This window comes from Caulobacter sp. BK020 (genome assembly GCF_004342605.1).
Taxonomy (GTDB): domain Bacteria; phylum Pseudomonadota; class Alphaproteobacteria; order Caulobacterales; family Caulobacteraceae; genus Caulobacter.
Genome location: NZ_SLZL01000002.1, coordinates 205,083 through 224,848, shown reverse-complemented (window position 1 = coordinate 224,848; position 19,766 = coordinate 205,083). Strand labels below are relative to the sequence as shown.

13 protein-coding genes are annotated in these 19,766 nt (G+C 67.9%); 10 read left to right on the top strand and 3 right to left on the bottom strand.

The annotated features are described in order from the left end of the window. Positions 1-202 precede the first annotated feature (202 nt). From EV278_RS03440 to EV278_RS03430, 3 genes are all read left to right on the top strand, one after another. Complete coding sequence (locus tag EV278_RS03440) at positions 203-1,216, top strand: LacI family DNA-binding transcriptional regulator (RefSeq protein WP_132086683.1); 1,014 nt, start codon at positions 203-205, stop codon at positions 1,214-1,216. Between the two features lie 425 nt (positions 1,217-1,641). After that, complete coding sequence (locus tag EV278_RS03435) at positions 1,642-2,379, top strand: FCD domain-containing protein (RefSeq protein ID WP_132086681.1); 738 nt, start codon at positions 1,642-1,644, stop codon at positions 2,377-2,379. Between the two features lie 118 nt (positions 2,380-2,497). Then, positions 2,498-3,244: a GntR family transcriptional regulator gene (locus tag EV278_RS03430; protein WP_132086679.1), complete on the top strand. Its 747-nt coding sequence runs from the start codon at positions 2,498-2,500 to the stop codon at positions 3,242-3,244. Positions 3,245-3,262: 18 nt separating this feature from the next. Here EV278_RS03430 and EV278_RS03425 read toward each other — a convergent pair whose 3' ends face one another. Together EV278_RS03425 and EV278_RS03420 are read right to left on the bottom strand one after the other, a co-directional pair. Continuing rightward, positions 3,263-4,297, bottom strand: a complete 1,035-nt coding sequence (locus tag EV278_RS03425) for a cupin-like domain-containing protein (RefSeq protein ID WP_132086677.1) — start codon at positions 4,295-4,297, stop codon at positions 3,263-3,265. After that, the gene (locus tag EV278_RS03420; protein ID WP_243692061.1) at positions 4,294-4,977 is read right to left on the bottom strand and encodes a SapC family protein; all 684 of its coding nucleotides are present in this window, start codon (positions 4,975-4,977) and stop codon (positions 4,294-4,296) included. Before EV278_RS03420 ends, EV278_RS03425 begins: the two co-directional genes overlap by 4 nt. A 316-nt stretch (positions 4,978-5,293) precedes the next feature. Between EV278_RS03420 and EV278_RS03415 the strand changes: the two genes are divergently transcribed. The 6 genes from EV278_RS03415 (at position 5,294) to EV278_RS03390 (ending at position 16,965) form a co-directional block, all read left to right on the top strand. Further along, positions 5,294-8,245: a TonB-dependent receptor gene (locus EV278_RS03415; RefSeq protein WP_132086675.1), complete on the top strand. Its 2,952-nt coding sequence runs from the start codon at positions 5,294-5,296 to the stop codon at positions 8,243-8,245. Between the two features lie 65 nt (positions 8,246-8,310). Then, the gene (locus EV278_RS03410; RefSeq protein ID WP_132086673.1) at positions 8,311-9,855 is read left to right on the top strand and encodes a tryptophan halogenase family protein; all 1,545 of its coding nucleotides are present in this window, start codon (positions 8,311-8,313) and stop codon (positions 9,853-9,855) included. 59 nt (positions 9,856-9,914) lie between these two features. Continuing rightward, positions 9,915-12,605, top strand: coding sequence for a glycoside hydrolase family 3 C-terminal domain-containing protein (locus EV278_RS03405; RefSeq protein ID WP_132086671.1), 2,691 nt, complete (start codon positions 9,915-9,917; stop codon positions 12,603-12,605). 176 nt (positions 12,606-12,781) lie between these two features. Continuing rightward, complete coding sequence (locus EV278_RS03400; RefSeq protein WP_243692060.1) at positions 12,782-13,627, top strand: alpha/beta hydrolase; 846 nt, start codon at positions 12,782-12,784, stop codon at positions 13,625-13,627. A gap of 172 nt (positions 13,628-13,799) precedes the next feature. Further along, entirely contained in the window at positions 13,800-15,005 is a 1,206-nt protein-coding gene (locus tag EV278_RS03395) for a winged helix-turn-helix domain-containing protein (RefSeq protein ID WP_132086914.1), read from the top strand. 106 nt (positions 15,006-15,111) lie between these two features. Then, on the top strand, positions 15,112-16,965 hold the full coding sequence (locus tag EV278_RS03390) for a DEAD/DEAH box helicase (protein ID WP_132086667.1): 1,854 nt from the start codon (positions 15,112-15,114) through the stop codon (positions 16,963-16,965). 40 nt (positions 16,966-17,005) lie between these two features. Here EV278_RS03390 and EV278_RS03385 read toward each other — a convergent pair whose 3' ends face one another. Continuing rightward, entirely contained in the window at positions 17,006-18,160 is a 1,155-nt protein-coding gene (locus EV278_RS03385) for a glycosyltransferase 61 family protein (RefSeq protein ID WP_132086665.1), read from the bottom strand. Positions 18,161-18,632: 472 nt separating this feature from the next. Between EV278_RS03385 and EV278_RS03380 the strand changes: the two genes are divergently transcribed. Then, positions 18,633-19,694 (top strand): GGDEF domain-containing protein, encoded by a 1,062-nt coding sequence (locus EV278_RS03380; protein ID WP_132086663.1) that lies wholly within the window; start codon positions 18,633-18,635, stop codon positions 19,692-19,694. The last annotated feature ends 72 nt before the right edge of the window (positions 19,695-19,766 follow it).

The following is a 19,766-nucleotide window of genomic DNA, read 5'->3' as shown; positions in this document are numbered from 1 at the left end:
AAAATCTTGCGTTTCGCTTCGCAAGAACAAGCGCCACCACCCCTTGGCGAAGCACAGATTTGCATAAATTTTCATGGCCCGCCGAAGGATCGCCGCCCCAGGTCATCCTCCCCGCTTGAAAACCACCGCCGCGGCGCCCTAACAAAGGCCTGAAAAGGTTTGCGGCAAATTTTGCAGCAGCTTTCCGGGACGGGGCGGGACAGTGACCAAGGGCGCGACGCGACTGGAAGACCTGGCCAGGCTGGCCGGAGTGTCGATCTCGACGGCCTCGCGGGCCCTGAACGACAGTCCCGCCGTCAACACCCGCACCAAGCAGCAGATCTGGAAGCTGGCGCGGGAGATGGACTATCCGTTCCGCCGCTACATGCCCGCCGGCCCGATCGGCGCCGAGGGCACGATCGCCATCGTAGTGCCCCGTCCCCAGGGCCGCGAGGGCCGGCTGTCGGACCCGTTCTTCCTGGAGCTGCTGGCCGGCGTCGGCGAGGCCGCACGTGAACGGGGATGCGACCTGATGATCAGCCACGTGGCCCCGACCAGCTTCGAGGACCTGTCGGCGGCCATGACCACCAGCCGCGCCGACGGGGTGATCTTCCTGGGCCAGAGCTGGCTGCACACCGCCTTCAACCGCCTGGCCGAAACCGAAGGCCGGTTCGTGGTCTGGGGCGCTCAGCTGCCTGACCAGTCCTATTGCTCGGTGGGTTCCGACAATCCGCTGGGCGCCCGGCGCGCGACGCTGCACCTGGCCCGCCTGGGCCGCAAGCGCATCGTCTTCCTGGGCGACACCGAAGCCCCCGAGGCCATGCAGCGTCACCGCGGCTATCTGGACGCGGTCGAGCAGTTCGGCCTGGGCGTCGACCCCGAACTGATCGTGCCGGCCCATTTCGAGGTGGAATCGGCCGAGGCCAGCGTCGACTCCCTGATTCAGCGCGGGGTGAAGTTCGACGGGGTGGTCGCCGCCTCCGACCTGATCGCCCTGGGGGCCATCCGGGCCCTGCAGCAGGCGGGCATGTCGATCCCCGAGGACGTCTCGGTGATCGGCTATGACGACGTGCCGTTCGCCCGCTATTCGCGCCCGGCGCTCAGCACCATCTCGCAGGACACCGCCAAGGCCGGCCGGCTGATGGTGTCCAAGCTGCTGGACGCCAGCGGCCAGGGCGCCAGCCGGTCGGAACGCGTGCCGACCGACCTGATCATCCGCGAGTCCTGCGGGGGCTAGCCGCCAGCGCAGCCTGCAATTGGAAGGTCGGTGGGCCGTCGGCCCGCTGCCGGCGCCTGTGCCGCCGGTCAAACGCCATCGCCATCGCCAACGACAGCGACCAACCGAAGGCGCCGCGATCGTCGCTGGCGCGATCCTCAGGCGCGCCTCGTTCGAAGGAGGAGGCCAAGGCTTCGGCCCGGGCGCCTGACGTCACTCGGACCCAGAAGCGGGTCTTGGCCGCCAGGGATCGCCTGAGGTCTGACCTTTGGCCGCTACCCAGACTAGTACTGCTGCTTCGCAACAAGGGAAGCGAGCAATCTGCTGATATTAAACGAGAAGATGCTGAAAGGCGCGTGTTCCACGCCTCCAAATTGCCTGACAACTTGCCAAGCTTCACAGGGTCGCGCTTATAGGTCGCTACGCACTCCAGGAGCCTCACGCCCATGTCGTTGGACCAGTCGGACGACAAGTCGGCCAAGCGACCGGCGAGAGGGTCTGGCCGGCGCCTGCGTGGCGCCATCGCCCACTATCTCGGCACAGCGATCGTCTCGGGCCGGATCGCGCCGGGCGAGAAGCTGACCGGCGAAATCGCCAACGCCGAAGCGCTCGACGTCTCGCGCGGCGCCTATCGGGAGGCGGTCCAGGTCCTGACCGCCAAAGGCCTGGTGGAAAGTCGCCCCAAGGCGGGCACGCGCGTCCTGCCGCGCAGCTGCTGGAACATCCTGGACCCCACCGTCCTGGCCTGGGCGTTCGCCGCCGAGCCGGATCTCGAGTTCGTGCGCGATCTTTTCGAGCTGCGCGCCGTCGTCGAACCGGCCGCCGCGCGCTTCGCGGCCGAGCGTCGCGACAAGGACGACATCAGGGCGATGAAGGCCGCCCTGACCGGGATGCGGCGTCATACCCTGGCGACCGAGGCCGGCCGGATGGCCGATCGCGCCTTCCACGACGCCCTTCTGCGCGCCACGCACAACGATGCGATGATCGCCCTGAGCGCCAGCATCAGCGCCGCGGTGAGCTGGACGACCGAGTTCAAGCAGCGCTCGCGCACCCTGCCCCGCGATCCGGTGCCCGATCACGTCAGGGTCTGTGACGCGATCATCGCGGGCGACCCGGACGCCGCCGGCGCGGCGATGCGGACTCTCATTGATCTCGCGCTCGATGACACGCGCCTGGCCATGTAGACGCGGAGACGGCGCCAAGATCTGATTTTTATATGTAAGATTATTATCTCTAATGAGAAATCGCTCGACGCGTTTTTGACGGAGTTCTATATTTTTGCCCGATCAACGCGGGGTCGCGATGTCGCCATTCGCTTCTCTGCGGACCGCCGAAGCCACGCCCCTGGGAAGGCGCGCGCCCCATAGGCTGGCCTATGAACTGATGGGCCGCATCCGGTCCGGCGCGCTTCGCCCGGGCGACTGGCTGCCGACCGATCGAGAGCTGCTCCGCGAATTCCCGGTCAGCCGGACGGCCTTGCGCGAAGCCTTGATCATCCTGGAATGCCTGGGCCTGACGGAATCGCACCATGGCGTGGGCTGTCGGGTGGTCGGTCGCGCCCCCAGAACCAGCCTCGGGCGCGACGTCTCGGTGGATCTCGTGGCGTTGCTGGAAGCCTGCCGCGCCTTCGAGATCGAAGCCGTCGGCCTGGCCGCCAGCCTGGATGGGGACGGCCCCTCGCCCATCCCGGCGATCCTGGGCGCAGCGGGGCCAATGACCACCAAGGCCTGCCGGCGCCTGCATGTCGCCCTCGCCCGGGCGACCGGCAACATTATCATTGCGGCTTCGATCCAGAACCTCTGGGACCTGGCCGCAACGCGACCGGCCCTGCACGTTCCTCTGGACGCCGCCCTCGCCCATGCCGGCCGCCGGGTCCATGGATTGCAGAACCAGGTCGTCGACGCCTTCGCGCGCCGCTCGCCGCCGGCCGCCCGCCAGGCGGTCGACGCGCTGTTTGGCGGCTATCTCGCCGCGGTGTCGGAGCTCGACGACCAGGAACCGCGCGATAGGGCGCCGGACCGACGATCGGCCGCCGGAGGCGACCGGTAGAGCCAGGCCTCGCCCCTATCAGCCCCCGCGCAGCATCTTCATGACCAGCGCACGGATGCGACCGTAGTTTCCCGCGGCCAACGGGCCCAGCAGGCCATGGCGCTCGGCCGGCAGGTGCGCCAGCGGGTGGCCCTGCTCGCGAAAGACATAGTGGTCGAAGAACGCCCGCCAGGCGCGCCGCTCGGCCGCCGGCCGCTCGGCGATCGCGATCATCGCCAGCATCATGGCGACATAGGGCGCGTCGGGCCCGGCGGCGAAGCCGTCCCACCAGTAGTTGACGAGCAGGTTCGCCGGCTCCAGGGCCTCGACCTGATGCCACCAGAGCTTGGGAAGATAGAGGGCGTCGCCCGGCCCCAGCTCGACGACGATCGCGCGGGCCGCGGCGGCGGCGAACCGCGGGTAGCGCTCGTCTTCCGACGCGGCGCCGGCGGCCAGGCTGATCGGCTGGCCGGCCAGGGTGTGGTCAATCGGTCCGACATAAAGATCGCCGATGGCGTCGGGCGGATAGAGCGTGAACCGCCGGCGGCCGGCGATGACGCAGGCCAGGTTGTCGAAGCTGTCATAGTGGCAGGCGACACGGCTGGCGTTGCCCAGCCACAAGCGCGGCTTGGCCAGGGGCGGCAGGATGTCGAGCCGATTGTCGGCGGCGAATCCCGGCGCGTAGTCGTCCACGGAAAGCGAGCCCATATAGACGCTCGCCAGGCTGGCGTCGGCGGCGGCCTCTCCGATGCGCGCCAGCGACTGCGCCAGGGTCAGCGACACCCGCTCGAAGTTGAAACCGTCCGGACCGTCGCCGTAGTCGTAGCGGCCGGCGATCGCCGGCGCTCCGATGAACGCCTGCCCGCCGCGCCCCAAGTCGAACTGAGCGAGATAGGTCGACAGCGCCGCCCAGCCCCGCCCGCCGGCCTCGACCGCCGGCCAATCGCGGCAGAGGCCCGGCAACAGGACCGGCCGGCAATCGGCCGCCACCGCCTGGGCGAATCCGGCTGCGCCGGCGCCCTTGATCGCGGTCGGGTCGACGCTGCGCAGGTCCGGCGGGGCCTGGCCGTTCATCCGGTGATCTTGTCGTTTCGAAGCTTCGCCAGGCGGGACACCTGCTTGAGCGAAACGCTCATGGCGTAGATCAGCTGCAGATATCCCCGCCGGAAGAGGCCCAGGACGGCCGCATCGTCCAGCTCGCCCAGCGTGTCGAGGCTGACGGTGTAGAGGCCGGTCAGGCTCAGGGTGCGGCCGTCGTCGAAGGACAGGTCCACATCGACCGGCTCCACCAATCGTTCGTCGATCAGGGCCTGAAGGAAGGCGTCGGTCTCGGGAACCCCGGCATTGAGCTGCGCCAGGGCGTGCTGGATCCGCCGCAGGGCGGGGCTGGCCTGACCATCGGCCTCGAAGAGCGACGCGCCCTGGGGGACGGCGAACCGCGCGTGGGCCGGATCGATGGCGATCGCGCCGTCTGTCGCGATGAAAAAGCCCAGACGTTCCAGGTCCAGCGGCCTGAACAACGGCCGACCGCCGTCCTCGCCGTCCAGAAGGTTTTCGCCGGGTTCGAATCCGAACATCGCCCCCGCATAGAATTTTCCCGTCTCGGCGTTCTTGGTCAGGAAGATCGGACAGACCGCCGCGGCCGCGACGAACTCGCTCGCTACAATCTGGACGAAGTGCGGACCGCCGGACGGAAGGTCGCCCAGGCGCAGATCCGCGTGCCGCCCAGGATTCAACATTTCCAGATTCATCATAGCAGCTTCCCTCCCCGCGGCGCTGGCGGATCACGCCGCCCGCTTTTCTGTTCCGATCGATAGCGGCGTTCCGAACGGCCGTCCAATCGGCGCATTTTTACACCGACAAATAGATATTGATACCGGTACCTTTTGGGGCTAGCGTCAGTCTATAAAAATAAAAATGCGCAGGGAGGAACGTATGGGCCTAGATCGCCTCGGCGAGAACGCATCCCTCTTTGTCCTTTAAATTCGCGACGTTACGGCGATCGCGTGTGAAACCGGCCGCTCGTGCCGGACGATTGGCAAACCCGCAAAACCCGGAGGGGGAAACAAAATGTCCAGGATATATTATTGGAGTAATAGAAGCGGCCGCCGGCGCGACTCCAGGGTCGCCCTGGTCAGCGCCTCGAGCTTGCTGGCCCTGATGCTGGGCGGCGCCGCCAACGCCGCCGAGCAGGGGAGTGAAGCCGCCATCGTAACGGCCGCGGCGGTCGCCGCGCCAGCCGCCGAGCAGGCCGCGCCGGCCCAGTCGAACGACGCGAGCGTCGTCGAGGAAGTCGTCGTCACGGGTCTGCGCGGCTCGCTGCAACGCAACCTCGACATCAAGCGCAACGCGGAGGGCGTCGTCGACGCCATTTCGGCCGAGGACATCGGCAAGTTCCCCGATTCCAACGTGGCCGCGTCGCTGCAACGCCTGCCGGGCGTTTCGATCCAGCGCGCCGGGGCCCGTGGCGAACCGCAAGGCATCACCGTTCGCGGCTTCAGCGGCGACTTCAACGAAACCCTCTATGACGGGCGCCGGATTTCGACGGCGACGGGCGGACGCTCGGTGGACTTCAGCACCGTCGGCGCCGACTTCGTCGGCGGGCTGTCCGTGCTCAAGACCCCCGATGTTTCGCTGTCCAGCAGCTCGATCGGCGCGACGGTCAACGTCGCCTTCCCCAAGCCGTTCGACCATCCCGGCCGCCGCATGGCGTTCACGGCCTCAGGCTCGCTGCAGGACGACGCCGGCAAGGTGGTCCCCACCATCGGCGCGCTGTTCAGCGATACTTTCGCCGACGACAAGTTCGGGGTGCTGGTCGACGCGATATACACGCGCCACGACACCCAGACCAACCGCGTCTTCGTCAGCGGTTGGCCGGGCGGATACTACCGGCCCTGCCAGCTGAAGGCTTCCTGTACGGACGCCGAGCTGACGGCCAACAAGACCGTCCTGGGCTGGTTCGAGCAGCAGGCGGGCGCCACCCAGATCTACACCAAGGATGAGCGGGTCGACGGACGCATCGCCTTGCAATGGCACCCCTCCGAGGGCGTGACGGTCACCCTGGACGACAACTATTCGCGCCAGAACGTCCGCGCCGACAACTTCGGCTACGGGATCTGGTTCAACCAGGACAACTTGCGAAACGTCAAGCTGGACCAGAATGGAACCACGGTCGATTTCACTCAGGCCGGATCTCAGACCGACTTTACGGCCGGGACCGATCACAACATCCTGCAGACCAACCAAACCGGCCTGAACCTCAAATGGGACGTGTCGGAGAACCTGAAGTTCGAGGCCGACGCCAGCTACGCCAAGAGCTGGCTCAACCCCGACGGCGGCGTCAGCAGCGACAACGCCGACGTGGGCTATGGCTTCGGCATCGGCCCGTCCCTGGGCATCAGCATCGTCGGCGACAGCAAGGACACCCTGCCGGTGCTGCACAGCTACGGCCCCAACGGCGACGCCTCGCGCTGGGCCGACACCTCGGTGATCGGCTCTCACGTCACCGTGCGCCAGGCCCAGGAGAACACCGACGTCGTCAAGCAACTGCGGTTCGCGGGCGCGTGGGAGCAAGAAGGCTTCCGCATCAAGGCCGGCGGCAGCTACATGGAAGACCACTACCAGATCCAGCAGAGCAACACCTTCGTCAACAACTACTGGCAGGCCTATCCCGGCTATGGCCCCGCCTCGGGCGCCAACGGCGGGGTCATGATTCCGGCCAGCCTGTTCACCGGCCGCGTCAGCACCAAAAACTTCATCCCCGGCTTCGACGGCGCCCTGCCGCCGTACCTGCTGAAGTTCGACGCCCACGCCTACCAGCAGTACCTGACCAGCCTGGGCAATCCGCAGACCAAGAACATCCCCGGCTTCAACTATGGCGGCGGGACGGTCGGAACCCAGTTCACCGGCGCGTTCGACCTGGCGCTGGACAACGGCAGCATCCGCGACATCACCGAAAAGACCTGGTCGCTGTTCATGAAGGCCAATTTCGACGTCGACGTGGCCGGCATGCCGTTCCACTTCAACGCTGGCGTACGCGAGGAAAACACCCACGTCACCGCCAACGGTTTTGGCCAGTTGCCGGTGGAAATCACCCGAAACGCGGGCGACCCGACCCTGTTGACGGTGAGACTGAGCGACGCCCAGGCCGTATCGACCAAGAGCAACTACTCCTACCTGCTGCCCAGCGTCGACATGAAGCTGGAACTGACTGAGAGCATCCACCTGCGTCTGGACGCCTCGCGGACCCTGACGCGTCCGGGCCTCAACCTGCTGACGCCCGTCCTAAGCGTCGGGACGGGCCAGCGGGTCGGCGCCCTGACGGGCAGCGGGGGCAGCCCGGCGCTCAAGCCCTACCTGGCCGACAACTTCGATGCGGCGGTGGAATGGTACTATCGGCCCAACTCGTATGCGTCGGTGAACTTCTTCATCAAGGACGTCAGCAACTTCATCGTCGGGGGCACACAGCGCCAGACGATCAACGGCGTGATCGATCCCTCCACCGGCCAGCCGGCGCTGTTCAGCGTCACCCAGCAGGTGAACGGGCCCGAGGCGACCGTGCGCGGCGTCGAACTGGCCTGGCAGCACGTGTTCGGCGACAGCGGCTTCGGCTTCAACGGCAACGTCACCCTGGTCGACACCAACAAGCCCTATGACCGGACCGACATCTCCCAGAGCGGCTTTGCAATCACCGGCCTGGCGGACTCCGCCAACCTCGTGGCCTTCTACGACAAAAACGGCTTCGAAGCGCGGTTCGCGGTCAACTACCGCAAGGAGTATCTGCGCCAGTTTGGCCAGAACCAGAACACCGGCGCCTTCGGTTCGGAGCCGACGTTCGAGAACCCGAGCCTGCAGATCGACTTCAGCACCAGCTATGCGCTGACCAAGCAGATCAATCTGTTCTTCGAGGCTCTGAATTTGACCAACGAGACGCAGAGCACGCACGGGCGGTTCGACAACCAGCTGCTCGACGTGTTCGCCTATGGCCGGCGCTACACGGCCGGGGCGCGGTTCCGCTTCTAGGTCCCTCCCTAGGCCGCGAGGGTCGCTACGGCGATCTTCGCGGCCGTCTTTTTCGAAGTTTGAACATGGTCCGTCCCGTCAAGAACATCGTCGTCGTCGGCGGCGGCACCGCCGGCTGGCTGACCGCCGGCCTGATCGCCGCCAAGCACAAGGCCCGCCAGGCGACGGGCTTCACCGTGACCCTGGTGGAGTCGCCCAACACGCCGATCATCGGGGTTGGGGAAGGCACCTGGCCGACCCTGCGCACCACCCTGGCCAAGATCGGGGTGTCGGAGACCGATTTCTTCCGTGAATGCGACGCGGCCTTCAAGCAGGGGGCCAAGTTCGCGCGCTGGACCACGGGCGCGGCTGACGACGCCTACTACCACCCCCTGATGCTGCCCCAGGGCTTCTCTCAGGTGAACCTTGTTCCCCACTGGCTGGTCGGCGGGAACGGACGAAGCTTCTGCGACGCCGTCACGCCCCAGGGGCGGCTCTGCGACGACGGCCTGGCGCCCAAGACCATCACCGCCCCGCCCTACCAGGGCGCGGCCAACTACGCCTACCACCTGGACGCCGGCAAGTTCGCGCCGTTCCTGCAGCGACACTGCTGCGACAAGCTGGGCGTGCGCCATGTCCTGGCCGACGTCCGCAGCGTCGCCATGACCGAGGACGGCGACATTCGCGGCGTGGTGACCCAGCAGCAGGGCGAGATCCAGGGCGATCTGTTCATCGACTGCACCGGCTTCCGCGCGCTTCTGCTGGGCGAGGCGCTCGGCGTGCCGTTCCGCGACTGCGGCGACGTGCTGTTCTGCGACACGGCGCTGGCGATCCAGGTCCCCTACGAGACGGAAGCCAGCCCGATCGCCAGCCATACGATTTCCACGGCCCAGTCAGCCGGATGGATCTGGGATATCGGCCTGCCCACCCGGCGCGGCGTGGGCCACGTCTATTCCAGCCGGCACATTTCCGACGACGACGCCGAGCGCGAGCTGCGGGCCTATATCGGTCCGGCCGGCCGCGACCTTTCGGCCCGGAAGATCGCGATCCGCTCGGGCCATCGCGAGACGTTCTGGAAACGCAACTGCGTGGCGGTGGGCCTTGCCGCTGGCTTCCTTGAGCCCCTGGAAGCCTCCGCCATCGTGCTGATCGAGCTGTCGGCCAAGCTGATCGCCGAACAGATGCCCGCCTGCCGCGAAGTGATGGACATCGTCGCCGCGCGTTTCAACGCCACAACGCACTATCGCTGGGGCCGGATCATCGACTTCCTGAAGCTGCACTACGTGCTCAGCCAGCGCTCGGACACCGCCTTCTGGCGGGACAATCGCGCGCGGGAAACCATTCCCGACCGGCTGGCCGACCTGCTCCAGCTGTGGCGTCACCAGCCGCCTTGGCTGCACGACGAGTTCGACCGGGCCGACGAGGTCTTTCCGGCGGCCAGCTACCAGTACGTCCTCTACGGCATGGGCTTTCGCACGGAGATCGAGCCGGAGGCCCTGGTCGATGAGCGCGCCATGGCCGAGCGGGCCCTGCGCGAGACCGCGGTCCAGACCGAACGGCTGCGCGCCACCCTGCCCCGCCATCGCGACCTGATCCGCAAGATCGTCGAGCACGGCCTGCAGCCGGTATAAAAACCGCCGCCTCCGTTGCGGCTCCACACAAAATCAAGTCCATCCGCGAGGTAGCCTAGATGTCCAGGTCCAGTTGGCGACGATGCGGCCTGGCGACGGCGCTCTGCGCAGCGTTGTCGGCCGGCGCGCCATCCGTCCACGCTGCGCCCGCCCCCCCGAACGCGCCGGCCTCGACCGAGCGCGCCAAGGCCGATCAGCTGGCCGCGGACCTGGTCGACAAGATGACCCTCGACGAGAAGCTTGAGCAACTGCTCAACACCGCGCCAGCGATCCCGCGCCTGGGCGTCCCGGCCTATAATTGGTGGACGGAGTCTCTGCACGGCGCTCTGGGAACGTTGCCCACCACCAACTTTCCCGAACCTATCGGCCTGGCCGCGACCTTCGATCCCGAACTCGTCCATGATGTCGCCGGCGCGATCGGAACGGAGGTGCGGGACCTGCACGCCCTGGCCCGCGCGACCGGACGCATGGGCCGCATCGGCACGGGGCTGGACACCTGGTCGCCCAACATCAACATCTTCCGCGATCCGCGGTGGGGCCGGGGCCAGGAAACCTACGGCGAGGACCCGTTCCTCACCGCGCGGATGGGCGTGGCCTTCGTGGAAGGCGTCCAGGGCGACGACCCGGACCATCCGCGCATCATCGCCACGCCGAAGCATTTCGCGGTGCACAGCGGGCCGGAGTCCACCCGCCACGGCGCCAATGTCTTCGTCTCGCGCCACGACCTGGAAGACACATATCTGCCGGCGTTCCGCGCGGCGGTCGTCGAAGGCCGGGCCGGCTCGATCATGTGCGCCTATAATCGCATCGACGGCCAGCCGGCCTGCGCGAGCGATCTCCTGCTCAAGGATCATCTGCGCGGCGCCTGGAAGTTCGACGGCTACGTCGTGTCCGACTGCGACGCGGTCAAGGACATCGCCGACCACCACAAGTACGCGCCCGACGCCGCCAGCGCCGTGGCCGCGGCCTTGCGGGCCGGCGTCGACAACGAGTGCAATGGCGCGACCCTGACCGATACGGACGGGCTGGCGGGACGCTACCGCGAGGCGCTGGATCGCGGCCTGATCACGACGACGGAGATCGACACAGCCCTGGTGCGCCTGTTCTCGGCCAGGTTCCGGGTCGGCGACCTTCCCGCCCAGGGCGGAAGCCCGGCTCCGAGCACCGTGACGACGCCCGAACACGAAGCCTTGGCCCTGGCCGCGAGCGAAAAAAGCCTGGTCCTGCTGAAGAATGACGGCGTGCTGCCGCTCAAGCCGGACCTGCGCGTCGCGGTGATCGGTCCGCTGGGTGACGCCACCCGCGTGCTGCGCGGCAACTACTCCTCGGCCCTGTCGGCGCCGCCGATCTCGGTGGTCGACGGCCTGCGGCGCGCCCTGCCCTCGGCTCAGGTCGCCTACGCGCCGTTCGGGGCGTCGTTCACCGACGGCGATCGCGTTCCGACAGCCGCCCTGCGCACCCCGGACGGAAAGCCTGGCCTTCTGGCGCGCTATTTCAACACTGCCCAGCCCGCGCCCGCCCGGTTCGCTCCGGGCACGTTCGGCGAGGCTGTCGCCAAAATGACCTACGCCGACAAGCCCGTGGTCACCCGGGTGGAACCCGACGTCGCGGCCCGCAGCCTGGACCTGGGAAACGTCTCCGACCATCACCGGGTGGTCTGGACGGGCTTCCTGGTCCCGCCCGAGAGCGGGACCTACCGCCTGGGCCTGGCGGGCTTCAACGGCGAGCTGAAGGTCGACGGCAAGCCGTTCGCCGACCTGCGCAAGGCCGGCTGGGCCAGCCTGCCGACCCTGAAGACCCTGCGCCTGGAAAAAGGCCGCCGCTACCCGATCGAGGTGACGTCGGAGACGCACGCCCTGTCCGGCGTCAGCCTGGTCTGGAAGCGCATCGCCACCGATCCGGCGGCCGAACTCAAGGCCGCGGCGGCCAAGGCCGACGTGCTGGTGGCGGTCGTGGGCCTGACCTCCGACCTGGAGGCCGAGGAATCGCCAGTGGAAATCCCCGGCTTCAAGGGCGGCGACAAGACCACGCTGGACCTTCCCGCCGACCAGCAGGCCATGCTTGAGACGGCCAAGGCCCTGGGCAAGCCGCTGATCGTGGTGGCGATGAACGGCAGCCCGTTGAACTTCTCCTGGGCCAAGGACAACGCTTCGGCGGTGCTGGAGGCCTGGTATCCCGGCCAGTCCGGCGGCTTGGCCATCGCCAACGTCCTGACCGGCAAGGTCAATCCGGCGGGGCGCCTGCCGCTGACCTTCTATCGCTCCACCGACGATCTGCCCGCGTTCGACGACTACGCCATGGCCGGCCGGACCTATCGCTATTTCGAGGGCGTGCCGGTCTATCCGTTCGGCTATGGCCTCAGCTACACTCGCTTCGACTATGCGCCCCTCAAGGTGGAGCCGAACGCCAGGGGGGCCGGTCAGGGCCTGCGCGTGACGACGACGATCCGGAACACCGGCGCCCGGGCCGGGGAAGAGGTCGCCCAGCTCTATCTGACCTTCCCCCAAACCCCCGGCGCACCTCGCCTGGCCCTGCGAGGGTTCCAGCGGATCGCGCTGAAGCCGGGCGAAGCCTGTGACCTCACTTTCACGCTCTCGCCTCGGGACCTGAGCGCCGTCGATCCGGACGGCGAACGCCGGGTGAGCACGGGGCGCTATCGCGTCAGCGTCGGCTCGGGTCAGCCCGACACGGGCGTCGCCAGCCGCTCGGCGGACTTCGCGGTCGATACGGCTGTGGCGGTGGCGAGGTAGCCCGCCCCTGACGCCGTAACCGGCCGATGACCGATCAAAAACCAAAGGAGGAGGAACACATGAAGCCCAGCGGCCTTGGAAAATTCGATCGCCAGATCAGGTCCTTTTGCGCAGGTCTGGCGGCGGTTGGGCTTGCGCTCGCCCTGGCCACCAGAGCCCAGGCGCAGGACGACAAGATGACCCCCATACCGGTTCCCGCCCAGCCGAACGCCATCGAACTGGGCACGGGGCCCTTGCCCGGGGCGACCTCTCCAGAGTCCTGGCACAGCCAGTACAAGAGCGTCTTCGCCCGCAACGTCACCGTTGCGACGCTGACGCCCTTCCTTCCGGACCCGGCCAAGGCGACGGGCGCGGCCGTGATCGTCGCTCCCGGCGGCGGGTTTCGCACCCTGTCGATGGAGAATGAGGGCTGGGCGGTGGCGCAGGCGCTGGCCGACCAGGGCGTCGCCGCCTTCGTGCTCAAATACCGGTTGAACCCGACGCCCCCGGACATGCCGGGCTTCGAGCGCTCGATGCACGACCTGTTCTCGGGCGCCGTCCGAACGCCGCCCCGGCCCAGCCCCGAGGCGGCCGCCGCGGGTCTGGCCCCGCAGATCGCCGACGCGCGCGCGGCCTTCGCGCTGGTCCGGAAACGCGCGGCCGAATGGCGGGTCGATCCGGACCGCGTCGGCATGATCGGCTTTTCGGCCGGCGCCATGCTGACCCTGACGACGACCTTGGCCGGAGACGACGCCAAGCCGGCCTTCATCGGGCTGATCTATGGGCCGCTCGCGCCTGTCGCCGTACCAGCCGACGCCCCGCCAATGTTCGTCACGCTCGCCGCCGACGATCCGTTCTTCGCCAACGGCGGCTTCGGGCTGATCGAAAGCTGGAAGTCGGCCAAGCGACCCGTCGAGTTCCATCTCTACGAACAGGGCGGCCATGGCTTCGGCATGTACCCCAAGACCACCACCAGCACCGGCTGGTTCGACGCCTATGTGCGGTGGATCGGCATGCACGGCATGCTGAAACCGAAGACCTGAGGCCGAAAAGCCGGCGGGAGCGGCGCTCCCGCCTGGCTTGTGTCGGTAGCGCCGATGTCCGGCCCTCGGACCTGGAAGCCCGCCGCCCCTGCCCGTTCATGGTGACGTCCCCCGTCAGCAGGGCGCCGTGCGGCGGCTTGTCACCGCAGTCCCCGCCATGCTCATTCGGCCCATGGTCGAAACCCTGTCGCACAAGCAAGCCCGCCGCATCGCCCTGGCCGCCCAGGGGTTCGCGGACCCTCGTCCCGCCAAGCCGAGCCGACGCCATCTGATCGCCTTGATCGAGCGGCTGGCCGTCCTGCAGATCGACAGCGTCAACGTCGTCTCCCGCTCGCACTACCTGCCGCTGTTCTCGCGGCTGGGGGCCTATCCGCGCGGCCTTCTGGAGGATCTGGCCTGGGGCCGGAAGCCGACGCTGTTCGAATATTGGGGCCACGAGGCCTCGCTGATGCCGCTGGACCTGCAGCCCCTGCTGCGCTGGCGCATGGAGGACGCCCGCCGAGGCGTCGGGGTCTGGAAGGGCGTCGCCCGGTTCCTGGCCGAGCACCGGCCGTTCATCGACAAGGCCCTGGCGGCCATCCACGAACGCGGCCCGCTGTCGGCCGGCGAACTGGACCTGGGCGAGCGTGGCCAGGGCGGCTGGTGGGGCTGGAGCGAGGCCAAGCGGGCCACCGAGTGCCTGTTCTGGGCCGGAGAACTGACCACCGCCACCCGCCGCGGAACCTTTGAGCGTGTCTATGGATTGCCGGAAGAGGTTTTGCCTGAGGCGGTGTGGTCCGCCCCGACCCCGTCGCGCGCAGAAGCCCATCGCATCCTGCTGCGGCGCGCGGCCCGGGCCCTGGGCGTGGCCACCGAGCGCGACCTGCGCGACTATTTCCGCATGGGCGTGGCCGACGCTCGCCTTGGCGTCGCCGAACTGGTCGAGGCCGGCGAACTGGCGCCGGTGGCCGTCGAGGGCTGGGACCAGCCGGCCTATCTGGCGCCCGACGTCCGACGGCCACGCAGGATCACCGCCAACGTCCTGCTTTCGCCGTTCGACAACCTGATCTGGTTCCGCGAGCGGGCCGAGCGATTGTTCGACGTCCGCATCCGTCTGGAAATCTACACCCCCGCGCACAAGCGCACCCATGGCTACTACGTACTGCCCTTCCTGCAGGGCGAGGCGATCACCGCCCGGGTCGACCTGAAGGCGGACCGCAAGGCGGGCCTGCTGCGGGTGCTCTCGGCGCACCGCGAGCCGGCCGCCAACGCCGCCACGCCCGTCGTCCTGGCGGCCGAACTGCGGCTGATGGCCACCTGGCTGGGCCTTGCGGGCGTAGCGGTTGCATCCAGCGGAGACCTCAGTTCGACCCTGGCCGCCGAAGTCGGCGGACATTGACTTTGGCTGGCTTCGGCCTATTTATCCCCAGCTTCGGAGCAGGTCTGGCGAATCCGCGCCGCCCGCTCGCCCAAGCACGGGCGGCTCCGAGACAGACCAGCGTGAAATGACAGAATTTTCCGAACTCGGGCTTTCGCCCACGACCCTCCAGGCGGTCGCCGACACCGGCTATACGACCGCCACTCCGATCCAGGCCCAGGCGATCCCGGTCGCCCTCGCCGGACAGGATGTCCTGGGCATTGCTCAGACGGGTACAGGCAAGACCGCCGCCTTCACCCTTCCGATGGTCGACAAGCTGGCTTCGGGCCGCGCCAAGGCCCGTATGCCGCGCGCTCTGGTCATCGCTCCGACCCGTGAACTGGCCGACCAGGTCGCCGCCAGCTTCGAGAAGTACGCCAAGGGCACCAAGCTGTCCTGGGCTCTGCTGATCGGCGGGGTGTCGTTCGGCGACCAGGAGAAGAAGCTCGACCGCGGCGTCGACGTACTGATCGCCACGCCTGGCCGCCTGCTCGACCATTTCGAGCGCGGCAAGCTGCTCATGACCGGCGTGCAGATCATGGTGGTCGACGAAGCCGACCGTATGCTCGACATGGGCTTCATCCCCGACATCGAGCGCATCTTCAAGCTGACCCCGCCCCGGAAGCAGACCCTGTTCTTCTCGGCGACCATGCCGCCGGAAATCACCCGCCTGACCAAGCAGTTCCTGAAGGATCCGGTGCGGATCGAGGTCGCCAGGCCGGCCACGACCAACGCCAACATCACCCAGCTGCTGGTCAAGGTGCCGTCGTCCGATCCCAAGGCCAAGCGCCTGGCGCTGCGGGCCCTGATCGAGAAGGCGCAGATCGAGACCGGCATCGTGTTCTGCAACCGCAAGACCGAAGTCGACATCGTCGCCAAGTCGCTGAAGAGCCACGGCTTCGACGCCGCCGCCATCCACGGCGATCTGGACCAGAGCCAGCGCATGAAGACCCTGGCGGCCTTCCGCGACGGCTCCTTGAAGATCCTGGTGGCTTCGGACGTGGCCGCGCGCGGCCTGGACATCCCGGCCGTCAGCCACGTCTTCAACTACGACGTCCCACACCATGCCGACGACTATGTCCACCGCATCGGCCGCACCGGCCGAGCCGGACGTTCGGGCATCACCTACATGCTGGTGACCCCCGCCGACGACAAGGGCTTCGACAAGGTGGTCAAGCTGATCGGCTCGACCCCGCAGGAAGAAAAGCTCGACCTCGACTATTCCAACGCCGTGACCGTCCGCCGCGAAGGCGACGGCAAGCGCGGCGGCCGAGACCGCGACCGCTCGCGGGGCGGAGAGCGAGGCCGGGATCGCGATCGCAACCGCGCCCCGACAGAACCCTCGGACGTGGCCGCCGCCAACCTCGACGCCGCGATCGCCGGCGAGCCGATCCCGTCGGCGCCCGGCGAACCGCTGGCCAAGCGTCCGGCCCGCGGCCGCAAGCCGCGCGGCGAAGCGGATCCGGTCGTCGCCGCCGAGGCGCCGGAAACCGAGGCGCCCGCCGACGAAAAGCCCCGCCGCGATCGTGGCGGCTCCTCGCGCGACCGTGGCCGCCAGCCCCGCATCGAACAGGACGCCGTCGTCGAACAGCCGGCCGTCGAAGCCGCTCCGGCCGCTGAACGGATCTCGCGTTCGGAACGCGCCGAGGGCGATCGTCCGGCTCGCCGCGAACGCGGTCGTGATCGCGACCGCCGTCCAGAACGGACCGAACACCCCCGCGCCGAAGCCGAACGCGCGCCTCGCCCCGAGCGCAACCCGGAACGCGTCGAAGCCGAGCGTTCCACGCGCGCCAACGCTCCGTTGCCGGTGCGCGGCGTCCAGCCGGTTCGCGGCCGCGAGGACGACGATGATCGTCGCGTGGTCGGTTTCGGCAACGACACCCCCGCCTTCCTGATGCGCGCCCCGCCACGCCTGGCGCCGGTCAGCGACAGCGAGGACTAAACATCCAGGGACACGCGGAGCTCGCGTGTCCCTTTTTCGTTCAGAGCGCCGCGTCGACGAAAGCCAGGAAGTCGTCCAGCGGAAGATCGTAGCCAAAGCGAAAGCCGCGGCGGACACGGTGGCGCCAGGCCACCGCGCGCGGATCGACCGGCGACGCGCAGACATAGCCGCGCCATTCCGCTCCCGCGCATCGACTGGCGGCCCACACCCATTGGCTCGTGAAGTTCCGGGGCTGAATCTCCACGATCCTGGCGCCGGTTGGCGCGAACAGGGCGTTGGTCATGGCCGCGCCCGTCGGGCCCACCACGACCTGCGCCTCTCGCATCATCCGGATCTGGTCCGCCGCGCGCAGGCGTTCAGGTCTGACGATCTCGAACCCCCGCGTGCGCAACGCCGCTTCCAGAGCCGCCTCGTTCACCATCACGCGCATCGAATGGCTCCGGCGCGAGAAATAGAGCCGCCGTCCGCTCGTCCGAGGCCCCGGCGCCGCCGCCAGGATCCGGGCTCGGGTTCGCGCCAGCAGATCGCCGGGGCCGTGCAGGTAGTGATCCATGCTCGTGGCGTGAACAGCCGCGCCCAGGCTGACGAGATCGGCCTTCACTTCGCGGACCGGCCTGCCGATCGTCATGGCGATCAGGTCGCGCTGCCACGCCTTCAGCGGCGGCGCGATGGGCGGATACCGTTCCAACAGTCCCTGTTCGTCGAGCGCCACCAGGGAGGGCAAGCAGTCGAGCACGAAGTGCCCGTAGTTGAAGGTCCCGCCCCAGGCGAGGAACACGGCGGCCCGCTCGAAGGTCGGAACATGGGCCGGGATCGCCAGGTGGGTGACGCCATTGGCGACCTTGGCGCCCGGCAGGCCCGAAAGATCCGGCCACCGTTCCATCGCCTCGCGCGCAGATGCTCTCAGCACCATTCCGTCCGAAGACAGAATGGCGCCAAAGCCCGGCAGATGAAGTCTGTCGCGGGTCAGGCACAAGGAAACGGATCGGCTGGACGGAGGCCGATGCTCGAACGGCCAGGCATCCGCCGCCGGCCCGCCGATCCGGAACGCGTCGGTTGAGCGCTGGCCGATCTCCGGCAGCTCGGCCCGCGCCGGGGGCCCGCCCTCCTCCGCCGCCCGTCTGAACGCCACAAGATCCGTCGCGGGCAGAAGGCCCGTCTCGTCAAGGATCCGAAGCAGCTTGGCCTGGCGCATGGCCGCTTTCCATCACGGGAATCGTTGCGAGGCAATCGATGGCCCAACGCTTGATCTTTCCCGCTGGCGGCTGCGGATCACCGCGCATGGGAGATCGACGCCGATCGGGCTTGGCTACCACGTTTGAGCACCCGCCCAAAATCGGCGTTCAAGGCGCCGGTTATGCCAGCGATCAAGCCAGTCGATACGAGGTTCCGCCGTCGGGACGCCTTGTCGCAGGCCCGCGGCTTTCGGCGTCTCGGAGACTCGAAAAAGCGTGTTCTGGAGGATTTCAGGTTGAATTTGGCGTAGCCATTCCCGATTCTGGTCCTCTCAATGGCCCAAGGCCCAATCTTATCAGCGATAACGAAGCCACCAGTAGAGGAAGGCAAAAGCGAACACCGTTCGTTCTTAACGGGTCGTTTGAACTCTTCCGCCTAGACTGTGGCTCCAAGCGTGCATCCGGCGATGTGGCGCTGCTGGGGGATTTGAGATGTCGGACGTCGAGACCACGCTGCGCGGCCCTGAGGCCTACAAGATCGCCGGCCGCGCCCTGAGCCTGATGGAACGCCATCAGGTGTGGCCGACCGCGCTGAACTTCGAGCTGTGGACCCACTTCGTCGCCGATCCGGACGGCGCCCTGGCCCGCGAACTGACCCGCCTGATTTCGCTGGGCGAACCGCTTACCGAGTCGCTCAGCGAAGAACTGGCCGCCACCTATCTGCCCAAGGCCAGGCTGAACGAACAGATCCGCGACGCCGGCGACCTGCTGAGCAAGGAACTGGAGTCAGTTTCCAAGGCCATCCAGGACGCCCAGAAGAGCAACACCGCCTACGGCAAGACGCTGACCGGCGCGGCCAAGGATCTGGACGCCTCGCAGGACGTCGACAAGATCAAGGCCGTGGTGACGGGCCTCGCCGAGGCCACCCGCCGCGTCCAGAAGGAAAACAAGTCGCTGGAGACTCGCCTGGCGGAGTCCACCGCCGAGGTCGATCGCCTGCGCGAGCACCTGGAACAGGTCCGCCGCGACGCCACGACCGACGGCCTGACCAACCTGGCCAACCGCAAGGCCTTCGACGAAGAGCTGGATCGCGCTTGCTCGGAAGCCGACGAGGCCGGCGCCACCCTGTGCCTGGCGGTGCTCGACATCGACCATTTCAAGGGCTTCAACGACACCTGGGGCCACCAAACGGGCGACCAGGTCATCCGTTACGTCGCCAGCGTCATCGGCCGGGTCGCCGCTCCGCCGCGCTTCGCCGCCCGCTACGGCGGCGAAGAGTTCGCGATGATCTTCCCGCGGGAGTCGGCCGCCCTGGTCGCCGGCACCCTGGAGGAGATCCGCGTCGAGGTGTCCTCGCGCATGCTCAAGCGCCGCTCGACCAACGAGGATCTGGGCGCGATCACCATCTCGTCGGGCTTCGCCGAGCGTCGTCCGGGCGAGAGCGGCCACTCGGTCATGGAACGGGCCGACGCGGCGCTCTATACGTCCAAGCGCGGCGGCCGCAACCGCGTCACCGCCGCCGAGACCAAGCCGGACTCGGCCAACGCGGCCTGATCGTCCGCATAATTTTTCTGGCGTTCCCCAAGGTTAGTCGCGCCTAGACTCCGGCGCGACGGCAAAGCCTTT